Origin of the sequence: Vibrio sp. SCSIO 43137 (genome assembly GCF_028201475.1) — a bacterium.
Classification (GTDB): domain Bacteria; phylum Pseudomonadota; class Gammaproteobacteria; order Enterobacterales; family Vibrionaceae; genus Vibrio.
Genome location: NZ_CP116384.1, coordinates 1163668 through 1179466, shown reverse-complemented (window position 1 = coordinate 1179466; position 15799 = coordinate 1163668). Strand labels below are relative to the sequence as shown.

Here is a 15799-nt window from a genome sequence, read left to right as displayed (position 1 = left end):
TATGTTCGAGAATCTGGAACGCCATCGCGTTGGCTTATATGAGAAAGCGCTTCCGGCAGAGCTATCGTGGCAGGAGAAGATCATCACTGCTAAAGAGCTGGGGTTTGATTTTCTGGAGATTTCCGTTGATGAATCCGATGAAAGGCGTAGCCGTCTTGACTGGAGCGATGAAGAAATCTATCAGTTGCGCCATCTCTGTGAACAACACGGGCTGCCGCTGCAGTCCATGTGCCTGAGTGCGCACCGTAAATTTCCTTTTGGTTCAGCAGATGCAGCTATCCGCGAGCAGGCCGCTATTCACATGGAAAAGGCAATCACACTGGCATACAAACTGGGTGTGAGAAACATCCAGTTAGCGGGTTACGATGTCTATTATGAGCCGGCCGATGAAACGACTCATCAGCGCTTTATTGAAGGGATGAAGTACTGCGCCAAGCTGGCTGAAAAAGCGGGCATGATGTTGTCGGTAGAGATTATGGATACTGACTATCTGAACTCGCTAAGTAAGTTTGAGGTACTTAACCGTCAGGTAAACTCGCCGTTTTTTACCGCTTATCCTGATGTGGGTAATATCAACGGCTGGAACTACGATACCTGTACTGAGCTGGCACTAAGCGCACCAAGAATCACTCAGATTCACCTGAAAGACACTTATAAGGTGAAGGGCGACTATAAAGGTCAGTTCCGTGACTTGGTGATTGGTGAAGGCGAAGTGGATTTTGTCTCTATCTTTAAAACCCTGAAGCGACATGAAATAGTTGTACCGCTGGTGATCGAAATGTGGGCTCAGGATGACAACTGGAAGGAAAACATCAGAACCGCGCAAAGCAGACTAAATAAAGCCTGCGTGGATGCTGATTTGCCACTGTTATTTGCTGCTATCTATTAACACACTCTCAATGGTATGGACTCCCCACCTTTGCCGAAAACTCGGCTAAGGTAATAGTGTCAACTAAACAGGAGCCCATACCATGGATAAGACTAGCACTATTTGTCTCTCAATGGTATGGACTCCCCACCTTTGCCGAAAACTCGGCTAAGGTAATAGTGTCAACTAAACAGGAGCCCATACCATTGAGGAGGTTGGGGCATTTCATGGAACGTGGGCATTGCCTTAGCTGTCTTTTAGTTCTTTCAGATATCGCACGGCTGCGGCTAGTGCGGTCAGGCTTCCTGCCTCAATCTGCTCAGATAACAACTCTTCATTTGTTTCTAACTGCTTTACAGAAATCAGATCAACCAGTTCATCACAATTAAGTGCCTTTGCTATCAAGGTATGTAACTGTTCCGGTTGATCACCAGCTAACACCAACAACTGCTTAAACGCCTGCTTTTTTACATCGATAAACGGGTGGTTTAGCAGAAAGTTCAGTTGCTGTTTATCGTGGCAATACCGGATAACTTTAACTGTCAGGGCTGGGTTGGCATGAACCAGTGCTTTTTGAATAAAGGTTTCAGGGATGCCGTCACCCAGCCACTCTATGGTTAACAACTGCTTTTGTGCATCTGAATCTGAGCTATACAGCCAGCTATCCGCCTCTGCTGAGCGTACTGAAGGGTAGTTGATACCGAACTGAACGCAGGCCTTTAGCACATCGTTATCAGGGCTGGTTTTAAGAGCTTGTTCTATCCATTCGCGATCGCTGCAGAGCTGGCGGGCTAATGTCTGAGCCGATAAGGACTCAATACGGGCAACCTTGTTTTTTCGTCCAGAGGAAAAACGGGTCTGCTGATGTTGAAGCAGTGGTTCAAAGTGCTCTAATTCCTGTGGCAGAGGATTATCATAACTGACTTCGGGTTGACGGGATTGAGACTGGCTTAGCAAGGCAGATAAGGTAGAGGTTTGCTGGACATCTTCTGTTTCTGCTTCGTCTATAATGGCAATTTCTTCAGCAGGCTCTTTTGCATCAATTCTATTGTGTGCAGGGAAATAAAGGCTTTTCAGATAGTCGATATGGGGCTCTGACTTTGTGTTTGTCAGGTGAGCAATCAGCAAACGCCTGACACTGTTATCCAGCGCTTCACTCTCCAGACACTGACGCAGGAAAGCGACCGGAAGCAGAAGGGGTTTATCTGTGGTTAGTATTTGCAGAGACTCTAGTTGTTCTGCGGTTTTCAGCCTGTAAAACTGTTGGCAATACTCCGTTAATAGCTCATCTGATAGCTGGTTATATTTCTGCGCCAGTCTGAGATAAGCAGGCAGGTTATGCGAGGGTAGTTGTCTCTTCTGCCACAATTGGCTTAGCTGCAAAAATGCCTGTTCGCCTAGCAAGGGCAGGGCGTAATCCAGTTTGTGTCTGCCGGAAGAGATAAGCGGTTCAAGGTGCTGATGACCAACTGGGTAGTTCCAGTCATCCAGCTTATCTGCCGAGCAACGGAATACGTCAAAATCAGCATCATTCAGCCACAGTAAAAAATCCTGAAGATACTCGCGGGTATCCAGTTTTGCCAGCCGTTGAATGGCAATCCGTTTTACCACCGGGTCAGCAGATTTTGCCGCGCGGTATAGGGCCGCTTTATCCTGCAAAGCTTTTACTATCTGCCTCTGCTGCGCGCCAGTGGTCTGTTTAATCTGCTGAGCAAGCCACTCTGGTTTTACCTTAGCTATCAGATAGCACAGGGTTTGTGCCAACTCCGGTTCAGGATCATCCTGGTAACGGTTAATGATCTGTTGAATATCATCTTCGCTGAATAAGTGGGGTTGGCTGAGTAAGTTTTTTGCCGCCTGAAGCTGAATATCAAAACTGTTATCCCATTCATCCTGCCACTGTTCACATTCATCAGTCAGCAGGGCTAACAGAGCTTCGGTGTACTGCCGGCCCTGACCGTAAATATTCAGCACTTCAAGGGAAGCTAACCGCACATCTGTTTGCGGATGTTCAACAGCCATCTGAATCAACAAAGACGTGTTAACAGATTCGCGCTGCTTTAAGGCGTGGCAGGCAGAGAGCACAATCTCTCCATCCTGATCAAGTAAGCATTGTTCCAGCAAGTCATCGGAATCCGGCAAGTGTGTTAAAGCGGATATTGCCAGTACTTTTTGATCACAAGTACCAGAATTTATTGTGGAATTTATAGCGTTAATGAGAAGTTCAGAGGGCATTGAAATTTGAAATAGTATATATTTGTTGAGATTGCTAATAATAACCACTCGCATTTAATAAGTCGTGACGATGGTCAAATATTAGCGACCTGATTAAATAATAATAACTAAGGAAGTTTTAATGAAAGCAATAGCCAAGCATAGTTTCTGGCTGATTGCGGTCTTGATGATCCCGTTACGCGGATTTGCAGCTTTACCGCCACAAGAAATTAATGCTCCGCTGGCTGAATTGGGTAAAAGAATGTTCTTTGATACCCGTTTGTCCGGTGATGACTCTCTCTCTTGCGCCAGTTGTCATATTCCTGAACACGGTTACGCTCATCCGGATGCGTTAGGGCCGGCTTATACCGGCAGCAAAGGGTTCCGTAACGTTCCTTCGCTGATAAATACCAGCTATAAAACCGTCTGGTTTCATGACGGCAGAATCGGTACCAGCCTGAACGATGTGGTCCGCGAAAATATTACCGAAGACTGGCTGATGAACATGGATATGCGCCTGATGCAGGAGCGCATGAAGCAGGATCCGATCTATGTTGAACTGTTTCGCAAAGCTGGCTTGGGCGAGCCTTCCAACGGCGGTGCCAGAAAGGCGTTGCCTGAATATATCAAAACCCTGACCTCACGAAATGCACCTGTCGACAGCGGAGCTCTGTCTCCATTAGCGGAGCAGGGGCGTGAACTTTTTTATGGTCAGGCTGGTTGTAGTCAGTGCCACAGTGGTGAGCTGTTTAGCGACGGAAACGCGTACAATACCGGTGTGCCTGAGAACTTTGATATCTTTCGCGATCCTCTGCGCCACCAAACCTTTATTGCCTTCAATATGTTTATGGGCGTGCCTGATTATCTGGAGCTAAAGCGGGATGTCGGTGCTCATGTGCAGTTACATAAAGCTGACGGAAGCGATCGCGGTAGCTTTATTACTCCGTCATTGCGGGAACTACGCTACACCGCGCCTTATATGCATAACGGTATGCTGACGACGCTGGAAGAGGTTGTCGCTTTTTATAATCAGGGCGGCGGCGAAGACAGATTTAAAGATCCACGCATTAAGCCTCTTAATCTTACTGCCGGACAACAGCAGGCTCTGGTGGCTTTTCTTAATGCACTTTCCGGTGATCCGCTAACGGGGTCTGAATTTGAATATAAGCAATACGACTTTGATTACGAATACACAGAGGAGTGGGAAAATGCCAAAAACTAGTGCCGTTTTGTTTCTGACTCTCCTTGCATCCCTGCTCAACAGCACTCTGTTTAGTAGTACGGCTTACGCTGAGGCAAAACTGGCTCCTCTCGGTGAGGTGCCTGTCCCCGCTGACAACCCACAGACACCAGAGAAGATTGAACTGGGCAAAATGCTGTTTTTTGACGGCCGGTTAAGTGGTGATACTTCAATGCCTTGTTCGGCTTGTCATATACAAACTCAGGGTTGGGGCTTTCCTGATGATCTCTCTATGGGTTATCCCGGTACGGTTCATTGGCGCAACAGTCAGACCATTATTAACTCAGCCTACTATGATAAATTGTTCTGGGCGGGCAGTGCCATGTCCCTTGAAAAACAAGCTCCTGCGGCAGCAAAAGGCGCGGTGGCCGGTAACGGTGAAGATGACATTATGGAAGCGCGTCTGGCGCTGATCCCTGATTATGTAGAGCGTTTTCGTCAGGTGTTTGGAGATAAGTCACCTAAGATCCACAATGCATGGCGGGCCATCGCTGCCTTTGAGCGAACCTTAGTTCAGCGGGATACACCGGTTGACCGCTACCTGCTTGGCGATAAAACCGCTCTGACTGAGTCGCAAATCAGGGGAAAACAACTATTTGAAACCAAGGCACAGTGTATTGCCTGTCATAACGGGCCGCTCGCTTCTGATCAGGCCTTCTACAATATCGGTGTTCCGCCAAGCCCATGGTGGCAGGATGATGGTATGGCTCAGATAACGTTCCGCTGGGAACTCTACTCAAAAGGGGTGACGGAAGAGATGTACCGCACCCTCAAGGCGGATCCCGGTGGCTATTTCCGAGCCAAACGCAAAGAGATGCTCGGCACCTTCCGCACCCCAAGCCTTCGTTATAGCAAATATACCGCACCGTATATGCATAACGGTGTGATACCAAGCCTTAAAGAGGTGATTGAGTTTTATAACCGTGGCGGCGTTGCCTCTGACGGACGCAGTACCGGATTCCCGCAGACCAAATCTGAACTGATTCGCCCTCTGGGGCTAACGGAACAAGAGAAACAAGATCTGCTCTCTTTTGTTGAGGCCTTTTCCGGTGAGCCTATCTTAATCGAAGAACCCGAGTTGCCCGGTTATCAACGGCTGTTTAGTGAACAAGAGTTAGCAGAGGCGAAAAAATAATGACCAATAAAGCTCTGGACTCCGCAAAGAGTCACAATAAATGCATGATGTCGCGCAGGGATTTTCTGCTCTACTCAGGTGCGGCGACGACAGTGGCACTGGTGCCCGTTACTCTCTATCTCAACGATCAGGATGCTGTTGAAGCAGAGGCGAGAGTGGTTGGTTATCCGCGTAAAAGAATCGCCAGCTTATCCGGCCTTAATAATCATGAGCCGGTTCATTTTAACTATCCCGATGACGGACCGAATTCAGTTGCTATGTTGGTGAAAACTGCTGTGGAGTGTGGTGGCGGACTAGGAAAAGAGAAAGATATTGTCGCCTTTTCCATGGTATGCACCCATAAAGGAGGGCCATTGAGTAACAGCTATAAAGCCGTTGATGAACACAGGATTGTCGGCCAGTGTCCTTTCCATCTCTCTACTTTTGATTTGCGCCGTCACGGTATTGTGGTTTCCGGTCAGGCCTTTGAGAGTATCCCTCAGGTAATGCTGGAGATAGAGGGTGATGATATCTACGCCGTTGGTGTGATGGGGCTGATTTTCGGCCGCAACAAAAACCTGATTGATGTTGAGGAGGTTTAAATGGATAAGCAAGATATCGAAGTGTTACTGCCTCCGAAAAATGCCGATGTAATCACCACCGCCTGTGACTACTGTGTGGTTGCCTGCGGCTATAAGGTTTATCGCTGGCCGGTCTCTTCAGCTTCCGGCGGGCCTAAAGCGGATGAAAACGCTTTTGGCGTTGATTTTCCGACCAACACACTGCAGATCTGGGTAGCACCTCAGCAGCACAATATAGTGCAGCATAATGGTCAGCCTCATCATGTGTTGGTTCTGCCGGATCAGGATTCTAAAGTGGTGAATAAGCTGGGGGATGGTTCTATCCGTGGCGGCCTTCTGGCGCAGAAACTGTATAACCCGGATACTCTTACCCGTGACCGTTTACAGAAGCCACTGATGAGGATTAATGGTGATCTTCAGCCGGTAGAGTGGGAATTGGCATTAGAAGTGGCGGCTGAAGTCGGTAAGCATGTGATTAATCAGCATGGCGAGAATGCTTACAGCGTAAAAACCTATTCTTATCAGTATATTGAAAATACTTATGCCATAACCAAGTATGCCCTGAGGCATATTAAAACGGCTAACTTTACCTTCCACGATACGCCATCGGATGTGACCTCTACGCCCGGTTTCAGGGATGCTGGTTTTGATAACTTCGCACCCAGTTACGACGACTGGGGCAGCGCCGATACTCTGATGATCTGCGGTACCGACCCTTACGAAACCAAGACGATTATTTTTACTCAGTACATAATGCCGGCGGTACAAAGGGGGATGAAAACCATCATCCTCAACCCGCGTGAAACGGCAGGTACGGCATGGCTGAAGCAACATGGCGGCCTGCATCTGGATATCAATCCCGGCTCCGATAATCTGGTGTTGGGCGCCATTATCCGGGTGATTATGCAGAATGGCTGGCAGGATGATGAGTGGATTGAAAACTGGGTAAACAGCCAGTGGGAATCTAACTCCGGGTTTGGTCAGGGAACCCGTAATACACCTTGGCAGTGGCGCACCACATGGGGCAAGTTCCAGACCAAAGGGTTCGAAGATTACAAAAAGTGGAATCTGGCTCAGCAGGAGTTTGAGCCTGACTATGCCGCTGAAATCGCCGGTATTGATGTCAGTAAGATTTATCAGGCGGCAGAGATGCTGGCTAAGCCGGTTAACGGTAATCGGGTCAAAGCGTCGATCGGCATTGAGAAAGGTTTCTACTGGTCAAACAACACCGGCAATACCAATGCTATCGCCTCTCTGGCTACCATTATTGGCACCGGCGGAAGGGAAGGGCGGATTATCGGACGTTTCGGCGGACATCAGCGTGGCGGGGTAAAAGGTGGTAGCCTGCCGAGAAATAAATCACCGGAAAAGCTACCGGGGCGCAGACGCAGGGCCATTGATACCGACCGGTACCTCTATTCCGGCCATACCCGCTTTGCTCATGTTATCGGTACTACATGGATTCAGGCCATGTCGGGAAGTAACGGGCTAAGGGAGAAATTTCATCAGCTCACCAGAGCCAATCCGCATCAGGTAACCAGCAGTGATAAGCAGAGCATTATTGAGACACTGAAAAAACGGGCGGATTCCGGTGGCACTGTCGTGATCAATCAGGATATCTACCTGCGTGATCCTATTGGCAAAGAGTTTGCTGATATTGTTTTCCCGGCAGCAACGTGGGGGGAAGAGAACTTTATGCGCGCCAATGGCGAAAGACGTTTACGGCTGTATCAGAAGTTTACTGATGCACCGGGCGAAGCGAAACCTGACTGGTGGATTATCTCCAGGCTGGCGCAGAAGATGGGGTTTGACGGCTTTGACTGGCAGAACGCTAATGAGGTGGCAGAAGAGTCCTCCCGCTTTAGCCGCGGAAGCCGTAAAGATTTTAATATGATTAAGGTTGCCGCGCGGGAAGAAGGCAAAACCTTGCATCAGAAGATGGCCGAGTTCGGTACAGAGGGTATTCAGGGACCGGTGTTTTATAACTATGACACCAAACAGCTGGTAGGTACTAAACGCCTGCACGATACAGAAATGAGCTATGAGGAGCTGGACAAAAAAGGGCTGAAGAATGGTGCGAAAGGGGCTAATGTGATGCGTAAGCAACTGACCTTTTTTAACAGCCAGACCGGCAAGGTTAATCTGCAAAAGCACCCGTGGAACTTGTTTAGTGATTTCCACGCATGGTTATCTCCCAAACAGGATGAACTCTGGTTTTCTAACGGGCGCATTAATGAGATCTGGCAGTCCGGTTTTGATGATTATGAAAGGCGTGATTACATCCGCCAGCGCTGGCCGGAAAACTGGATTGAGATACATCCGGACGATGCTGCGAAACGGGGTATTGAATCCGGCGATGAAGTGTTGGTCTATTCAGAACGGGTAGCTAACTTTAAGGACACTATCCTCGGTGTAGAAGGCGATGACTTCCAGTTCAGCCGTTTGTTGGAGAATGGCCATATCCAACTGGACAGTGCGGCCATTAAAGCCATTGCTATTGTTACAACCGTGACTAAGCAGGGGGTACTTTTCTCCAATATGATGGATATGAAAAATCCGGCTAACTCATTAAGTGCGCGGGTGGTTGATCAGATAAGTGGTAACTACAACTACAAAATGGGGGTAGCAAAAGTGAAGAAGCTTGGCGAGTCTAAATACAAGTCTGAGTTTACCCATTTCTCCTTTGCGCCAAGGAATATTGTCTGATAGTAGAGCATGAGTAGAGGTACAGGGGCAGCCGTTGAGCTGCCCTTAATTTTGAGGTTAATTGCCTGCCGGAATCTCCGCTTCTGCTTTATCCAGCAACATTTGCATTTTTTTCTGGGCTCGGCGACTGACTCGCTTCTTAGCTGCTGCTCTCGCTTGATCAATATTAACGCTAGGGTCACCCACCACAATCAGCGCCACCATGCCGTGTCTGTGGTGAACTTTACATTTAATGCCGTAAACACCGGGAACATCAAAAGTGATATCGCTGATACTGGCATTCGCTACACCAATAGGTTCAGCCCCTTCCGGTAACATTCCCTGAATAGAGTGGGCAGTATGAGCGCCAAGGCTGCCGGTGATTTTAACCGTATCACCGGGCTGAATATGTACATAATCGGGAATAAACTGATACATCTTATCGATGTTTTCAACATCCATATCCATTACCTGACGGATAACTTTAGTTTCGGCATAAAGTGGGGCAGAAAGAAGTGCCGCAAGCAGAAGTAATACTCTCATTTATTGTTCTCAATATAAGTTTATCGACTGATAGCGTATGCTATTCCATATATTGTTAATGTAAAAGAGAATTATTAGCATTTTGAGTTGGTGGCAGGCTTTATATTTGGCTGAGAACAAACAGAGGGTTAAGGCGCGGAGTCCGGGGTGCTGGGCGGGGTAGGTTTCGGTTGGTTTTCACGATAAAACTGTTCAACAATAGCATCAATTCTTCCACTGCGTTTCATCTGGTCAATAACGGTGTCAAACTCGCGTACAAAATCGCTCTTATAGGGGAACTGTTCGTTGCGGATATTGCTGTAGCCGAGAAACCCTTGTTGTGAGGCGATAGTCGGTCCGTAAGCGATATTGTCCATTTGCAGCTTAAACCGTTTATCGTTTTTAAGTTTCTGTACACCCCATTTAATGGCGTTGATATCATTGATATAGCAGTCGGTTCTGCCAGTCGATACTACCAGCAGGTTTTTTTCAGTCCCTTCAATCTCCATACGCTGTATTTTGTCTTGTGCCACCGCGCGGTAGAAGGCTTTTCCGCCCAGTTCATAGCCTCGGTTTACGGCAATCACCAGTCCGAAAAAATCATCAGGCCAGATGGTTCTTGGGGTATTAAAGGTCTCTTTATAGCAAGCCAGTACAGTTAACTCATCAAGTATTGGTACAGAGTAGGGTGAGATATAGGGTCTCAGTGTAGGGTGATAGTAGGGAGGAAATAGGGCGAAGGCGCTTCCCTGCTGCAGATAATAAAGGCCTCTCTTCCAGGGTACGGGTTTTAATTCAACGTCGTAGTTGGTCATCTTTTTAAAGGCCTGACGCAGAATGCTGAGATAGATTCCCACAACCTGGTCTCCTTGCTCCCATGAGTACGGCGGATAGTGTGCATCGCCATAAATCACAACCTTCACCGGATCGGCACCGGCATATGACTTAAGGGCGAACAGAATAGAGGTAATGAGCAAAACAAGCTGCAATCTGTAGCGATGCATTATCCCGCCGTATAGTGACCAGTACCACTTAAGTGTAAGTCAGATTAGACAGTTTTGCTTAGCAGGGAGTGCTGCCTGAATGGGAACATTGCGGTGACATAGGCTGGTTACGGTTAAAGATTGATATGGGATAACCCAAGTTACCGATCGCATTGACTTATTATGGGTTTTGTATCACAGTAGCCCCCTTTTTTAGAGAGCTCCGTCACTATATTCGAGGTTTAAATGACGCTTTTGCATCAGCAGTTGTTTTGGGTTGAGTCTCAGCACACTCTACTTGAACTGGACGATCTTCCTGAACTGTCACCAAGACAAGAGAGGGATTATGCTGCATGGTGTAAGAAGCGCCGTAAAATCCTTAACTATGAAGTTTCTGCCCAGCATTGGGTAAGGGTGAATATCGAAGGCGAAGCCACAGAGCTTCATCTTTATCCGAACGGCAAAGCAGAAGAGAAGAATCTATTTGGTACCCAGTATGCGGAAGGGGCTTGGAAGATAGTCGATGGATGCCTGTTTATTGCGTTTCAAATCGGTGAACGAATCGTTGAGTATCGTATTATCGGACTGAAAGAGAGCAATATTCACAGTGGTGCTGAGTATGTGAATGGCAAGCCTTCTTCCTATATTAAAATTGTTCAGACCAAACCAGTGCTCTAGCTTTTAGCGAGGCTTAAAGCTTATTCCCTGACTGCCGATAAAATAGTATTGTGGCTCTCTGAGCCAAAATTGCATTTATCCGGCGGGGTTATGAAAAAAATCATCATTATTATAGTTATATTGCTGCTTATCGCTGCAGGCGGTGGCGGGGCGTATTACTACTTCTTTATGATGAATGAAGAGCCGCCGGTAGTGGCAGTGGAAGAAGAGCCGGCACCCGTTGCAGAAAAGCCCAAACCAAAGCCGGTAATCAAACCCAACCTCGACTATTTTGTTGTCTCTGACCGGCTGAATGTTCGCTCTTACCCTGATAAAAACTCACAAATCCGCTCGGTATTAAGGCGCGGTGATGCAATTAAAGCTCTTGAAGTTAAAGGGGACTGGGTTCGCATCTCTGATTTCGAGGTTCATGATAGTGGTAACGATGTGGCAGACTGGCTACATACCAGTTATCTCTCCCATGATAAACCGGAGATCACCCCGGAAGAGAAGCGAAAAACCATGCTGACCCTGATTAAAAAATCTGATGATCTGAAAGAGTATGAAGAGAGTTTTATTAAAGGCACCCGTGAACTGCTTGATTCCGGAGAATGCTCCTTTGAAGACTTTGAACTGGTCGGCGGCTGGGTAAAATCTGTGACCTTTAATATAGAACCTGTCTATTTTGTCTACTGCGGCGGAACCCGCAGGGAAGATAAGGTCTACCTGAATGTAGAATCCGGGCAGACCTTTAAACCTTAACGGTTGGTTTTTGCAAAGCGGCCTTAAGCACCCGCTTTGGAAAGCTCTCCATGACAGTCAGTGGCGATACTGGTCGCTTCAATCAGCTCGGCAACGTCATACAGGCTGTTGAAAATAAAGTTTGCCCTTGCCGCTATGTCGTCACTTGGCTGGAGCAGATCAGGCACCATAGCTGCCAGGCATCCGGCATCAAGCCCGGCTCTCATACCATTATTTGAATCTTCTAGTACCAGACAATGTTTCGGTTTTATTGCCAACTTCTGGCATGCCTGCAGGTAGCAGTCCGGGTTGGGTTTACCTCTGGTAACGTCTTCTGCCGTCACAATAGCATCAAACTCATCCAGATAACGGTTTGATGAAAAGTGATGTTGTACCTCATTCAGGGCTGATGAGGTGACCAAGGCACATGAAAGCCCCTGCTGTTTAAGCAGGTATATCAGTTGTTGAAAGCCCGGCTTAAACTCTGCTTGTGTCTCTCTGCTTTTTTCTAACAGTTTATCGCGATCGATTCTGAAACGTTCAATATCGAGACGGGAAGAAAACCGTTTTATCAGTCTCTTTTCGCATTCGGCAGCTTGTACACCAATAAAGGTCTGGTAAAACTCCTCATCTATTGTGATATGTTGCTGTTCTGCGGCCGCCAGCCAGCAGGCTTTGTGGATGGACTCAGTATCAAAAATAAGTCCGTCCATATCAAAAAGTATTGCCCTAATCATAATTACCTAGCTTTTTGTTTTAATTATATTTTTATCTACATACCTGAGTTATCAGGCCAGCTTTGTTACATTGTTCTCTTCCTGACGAGGCAGAAAGCTGAACTCGTGTTTCTGACTCTGGTGAGCCACTTTTTTCGCCTGATACATCTGTATATCGGCATTGTGCATTAACTCATCTACGGATACTTCTGCTTCCGGGTAGTAGGAGGCGCCGCCAATGCTGAGAGTAACACCGTACTGGTTAAGTTCACTGAACTGCTCAGACAGACGCTCGCACAGTTTATTTGCCTGCTCAATCCTAGTATTTGGCATAATAATACAGAATTCATCGCCGCCATACCGCGCGGCCGATTCAGATTTTCTCAACGTCATATTACAAGCTTCAGCAAACGCCAGCAGAACATCATCCCCGGCCAGATGGCCGTGTTCATCGTTTACCTGTTTGAACTTGTTCAGGTCTATATAGAGCAGGGTCAGGTGTGAATCGTTGCGCCTGCAGATGGCCATGGTTTTCTCCAGCTCTTCATAAAATGCGCGCTGGTTAAATAACTTGGTCAGCGGATCTTTGATAGAGAGTTGAACAAGGGCTTCGGTTCTTTCTGCCACATTTTTCTCTAGGTTGGAAGCGTATTCTTCAAGTTGGTTGTTAGAAGTTTCAACCATGCTTTGTAGCGAAGCAATATAGGTATCGAAAACCAGTTGATTGTCGAAATAAAACAGCTTTCTCAGAGACTTAATAATTTCTGCTGCATCTTCGCTGGTTTCTATAATTTGCCCTTCGATGATCTGCTGCAGTTGGCTGATAGCCGATAAATAGAGCTTAGGACTGACACCGATTCGTTGGTGAATTTTTCCGATTCGCAGCCGTTTGTTGACGTAGTCTTTGCCGTAATCACCAGCAAACAGTTCACCAATATAGCGGATCATACTGTTGTGCAGGTTATTAAGGGTCTCTTTATCACCAATAATAAGTGCGATTTCAGGTACTTCAGTCTGCAACTGATAAAACTGAGTCACCAGAGGTTCGATCATGGGTTCAAACCAGACACCACACTCTTTCAGGCGATCAAAATCTTTCTGAGTTAATTCGAGCAGTGCTTTACGGCGCTCAATTTCATGATCACCAATACGCATCTGCTCTGCGAGGGTTTGCTGAGTTTGTTGCATAAATTGTCCTAGCCGTTTTTGGTTTTTTATTATTGTGCCGTTAAGTATAGCAAGGATATGAAAATTATGGACTATGTTATTAATTGCATTTGTCTGATTGATTTTATTCTTTTTTATAGGAAGGAATAAACGGCAGGTGATGTGAAAGAGATAAGCTGCATAAAAAAGGCCTGCCGGAGTTCACCGGCAGGCCTTTAAAGCGAATCAGTCAGGTGTAAGATTACGCCAGAACTTCTTTTGCTGTTTCTACTACGTTTTCAACGGTGAAGCCGAACATCTTGAACAGCTCGCCTGCCGGAGCAGATTCACCGAAGGTGCTCATACCGATTACACGGCCGTCGAAACCAACGTACTTGTACCAGTAGTCAGCAATACCCGCTTCTACCGCTACACGTGCAGTTACATCAGATGGCAGTACCGCTTCACGGTAAGCTGCGTCCTGCTTGTCAAACACGTCTGTTGCAGGCATAGAGACTACGCGTACCTTCTTACCTTCAGCTGTCAGTTGTGCCGCGGCTTCTGTTGCCAGTTCAACTTCTGAACCGGTAGCAATCAGGATTAGCTCAGGCTTGCCTTCACAATCTTTCAGTACGTAACCGCCTTTAGCGATATCAGCAACTTGTGCTGCGCTACGCTCTTGTTGTGCAAGGTTCTGACGAGAGAAAATCAGTGAGGTCGGACCGTCTTTACGCTCAATAGCAAACTTCCACGCTACCGCTGATTCTACCTGATCACACGGACGCCATGTGCTCATGTTCGGAGTCAGGCGAAGAGAAGAGACCTGCTCTACCGGCTGGTGAGTCGGGCCATCTTCACCCAGACCGATGGAGTCGTGAGTGTAAACCTGAATGTTCTGAACCTTCATCAGAGCCGCCATACGCAGTGCGTTACGGGCATACTCCATAAACATCAGGAAGGTTGCACCGTAAGGAACAAAACCACCATGCAGGGCGATACCGTTCATGATAGCCGTCATACCGAACTCACGCACACCGTAGTGGATGTAGTTACCAGACGCATCTTCCGGAGTGATTGACTTAGAGCCAGACCACATGGTCAGGTTAGATGGTGCAAGGTCAGCAGAACCACCCATAAATTCTGGCAGCATCTTACCGAAGGCTTCCAGTGCGTTCTGAGACGCTTTACGTGAGGCAATGTTAGCCGGGTTCGCCTGAAGGTCAGCGATGATTTGGTTCGCTTTCTCTTCCCACTCAGCAGGCAGGTCGCCGTTTACGCGACGTTTGAATTCTGCTGCAAGCTCTGGATATGCTGCTTCATAAGCTGCAAATTTCTCGTCCCACGCTGCTTCCTTAGCTGCGCCTGCTTCTTTCGCAGACCACTCTGCATAGATTTCCGCCGGAATTTCAAAAGGACCGTGCTCCCAACCTAACTCTTTACGTGTTGCTGCAATTTCTTCAGCGCCTAGTGGTGCACCGTGACAGTCGTGTGAACCGGACTTGTTCGGAGAACCAAAACCAATGATGGTCTTAGTACAGATTAGGGTTGGTTTGCCTGTCTCTGCTTTCGCTGCTTCAATTGCGGCGTTGATTGCTGCTGCATCGTGACCGTCTACTGCTGGGATTACGTGCCAGCCGTAAGCTTCAAAACGCTTAGGTGTGTCGTCAGAGAACCAGCCTTCCACTTCACCGTCGATTGAGATGCCGTTGTCATCCCAGAACGCGATTAGCTTGCCAAGACCAAGAGTACCCGCCAGAGAACACGCCTCGTGAGAGATACCTTCCATCAGACAGCCGTCACCCATAAACACGTAAGTGTTGTGGTCTACAATGTCATGGCCTTCTTTGTTGAACTGCTCAGCAAGGGATTTCTCAGCCAGCGCCATACCTACAGCGTTGGTGATACCCTGACCAAGAGGACCTGTAGTGGTCTCAACGCCAGGCGCATAACCGTACTCAGGGTGACCCGGAGTTTTAGAATGCAGTTGACGGAAGTTTTTCAGGTCATCAATAGATAGCTCATAACCAGTCAGGTGAAGCAGAGAGTAAATCAGCATTGAGCCGTGACCGTTAGACAGGATAAAGCGGTCGCGGTCAGCCCACTCAGGGTTTTGTGGGTTGTGGTTCATGTGGCCACGCCAAAGTACTTCAGCGATGTCCGCCATACCCATAGGGGCACCCGGGTGACCGGAGTTGGCTTGTTGTACACCATCCATGCTTAACGCGCGGATTGCATTAGCTAATTGTTTACGTTCCATAATTATTTCCGAAATAATTTAAAATAAGTAAATCTGGTTTTTAAATAACGGTTGTTCATCTTGCTAATTCATAAG

At 47.5% G+C, this 15799-nt stretch carries 13 protein-coding genes; 7 read left to right on the top strand and 6 right to left on the bottom strand.

Annotated elements, in window-relative coordinates; translation table 11 throughout:
• Position 1: 1 nt before the first annotated feature.
• A complete protein-coding gene (locus PK654_RS21210) occupies positions 2 to 889 on the top strand; it encodes an L-ribulose-5-phosphate 3-epimerase (protein WP_271699401.1) in 888 nt (295 codons plus the stop codon).
• A gap of 225 nt (positions 890 to 1114) precedes the next feature.
• Here PK654_RS21210 and PK654_RS21205 read toward each other — a convergent pair whose 3' ends face one another.
• The gene (locus PK654_RS21205) at positions 1115 to 2992 is read right to left on the bottom strand and encodes a hypothetical protein (protein ID WP_271699400.1); all 1878 of its coding nucleotides are present in this window, start codon (positions 2990 to 2992) and stop codon (positions 1115 to 1117) included.
• A gap of 277 nt (positions 2993 to 3269) precedes the next feature.
• On the opposite strand from PK654_RS21205, the gene PK654_RS21200 reads away from it, so the two are divergent.
• The 4 genes from PK654_RS21200 to PK654_RS21185 are packed head-to-tail and all read left to right on the top strand — an operon-like array spanning position 3270 to position 8723.
• A complete protein-coding gene (locus PK654_RS21200; protein WP_271700739.1) occupies positions 3270 to 4304 on the top strand; it encodes a cytochrome-c peroxidase in 1035 nt (344 codons plus the stop codon).
• The gene (locus tag PK654_RS21195) at positions 4291 to 5457 is read left to right on the top strand and encodes a cytochrome-c peroxidase (protein WP_271699399.1); all 1167 of its coding nucleotides are present in this window, start codon (positions 4291 to 4293) and stop codon (positions 5455 to 5457) included. The genes PK654_RS21200 and PK654_RS21195 overlap by 14 nt, the downstream gene beginning before the upstream one ends.
• Positions 5457 to 6038, top strand: a complete 582-nt coding sequence (locus PK654_RS21190; protein ID WP_271699397.1) for an arsenate reductase (azurin) small subunit — start codon at positions 5457 to 5459, stop codon at positions 6036 to 6038. The genes PK654_RS21195 and PK654_RS21190 overlap by 1 nt, the downstream gene beginning before the upstream one ends.
• Complete coding sequence (locus PK654_RS21185) at positions 6039 to 8723, top strand: arsenate reductase (azurin) large subunit (protein ID WP_271699396.1); 2685 nt, start codon at positions 6039 to 6041, stop codon at positions 8721 to 8723.
• A 57-nt stretch (positions 8724 to 8780) separates the two neighbouring features.
• Here the strand turns inward: PK654_RS21185 and PK654_RS21180 are convergent, their stop codons facing one another.
• Both PK654_RS21180 and PK654_RS21175 read right to left on the bottom strand, forming a co-directional pair.
• A complete protein-coding gene (locus tag PK654_RS21180) occupies positions 8781 to 9245 on the bottom strand; it encodes a plastocyanin/azurin family copper-binding protein (RefSeq protein ID WP_271699394.1) in 465 nt (154 codons plus the stop codon).
• 128 nt (positions 9246 to 9373) lie between these two features.
• Positions 9374 to 10228, bottom strand: coding sequence for a substrate-binding periplasmic protein (locus PK654_RS21175; RefSeq protein WP_271699392.1), 855 nt, complete (start codon positions 10226 to 10228; stop codon positions 9374 to 9376).
• A 225-nt stretch (positions 10229 to 10453) separates the two neighbouring features.
• Between PK654_RS21175 and PK654_RS21170 the strand changes: the two genes are divergently transcribed.
• Together PK654_RS21170 and PK654_RS21165 are read left to right on the top strand one after the other, a co-directional pair.
• Positions 10454 to 10885: a hypothetical protein gene (locus tag PK654_RS21170; RefSeq protein WP_271699391.1), complete on the top strand. Its 432-nt coding sequence runs from the start codon at positions 10454 to 10456 to the stop codon at positions 10883 to 10885.
• A gap of 90 nt (positions 10886 to 10975) precedes the next feature.
• Positions 10976 to 11626 carry an SH3 domain-containing protein gene (locus PK654_RS21165; protein WP_271699389.1) on the top strand — a complete coding sequence of 217 codons (651 nt, stop codon included), beginning with the start codon at positions 10976 to 10978 and terminating at the stop codon, positions 11624 to 11626.
• 23 nt (positions 11627 to 11649) lie between these two features.
• On the opposite strand, the gene PK654_RS21160 is transcribed toward PK654_RS21165, so the two are convergent.
• The 3 genes from PK654_RS21160 to tkt form a co-directional block, all read right to left on the bottom strand.
• Positions 11650 to 12342, bottom strand: a complete 693-nt coding sequence (locus PK654_RS21160) for an HAD family hydrolase (protein ID WP_271699388.1) — start codon at positions 12340 to 12342, stop codon at positions 11650 to 11652.
• A gap of 51 nt (positions 12343 to 12393) precedes the next feature.
• Positions 12394 to 13509 carry a GGDEF domain-containing protein gene (locus PK654_RS21155; protein WP_271699386.1) on the bottom strand — a complete coding sequence of 372 codons (1116 nt, stop codon included), beginning with the start codon at positions 13507 to 13509 and terminating at the stop codon, positions 12394 to 12396.
• A 220-nt stretch (positions 13510 to 13729) separates the two neighbouring features.
• Positions 13730 to 15724 (bottom strand): transketolase, encoded by a 1995-nt coding sequence (gene tkt, locus PK654_RS21150; RefSeq protein ID WP_271699385.1) that lies wholly within the window; start codon positions 15722 to 15724, stop codon positions 13730 to 13732.
• Positions 15725 to 15799: the final 75 nt, after the last annotated feature.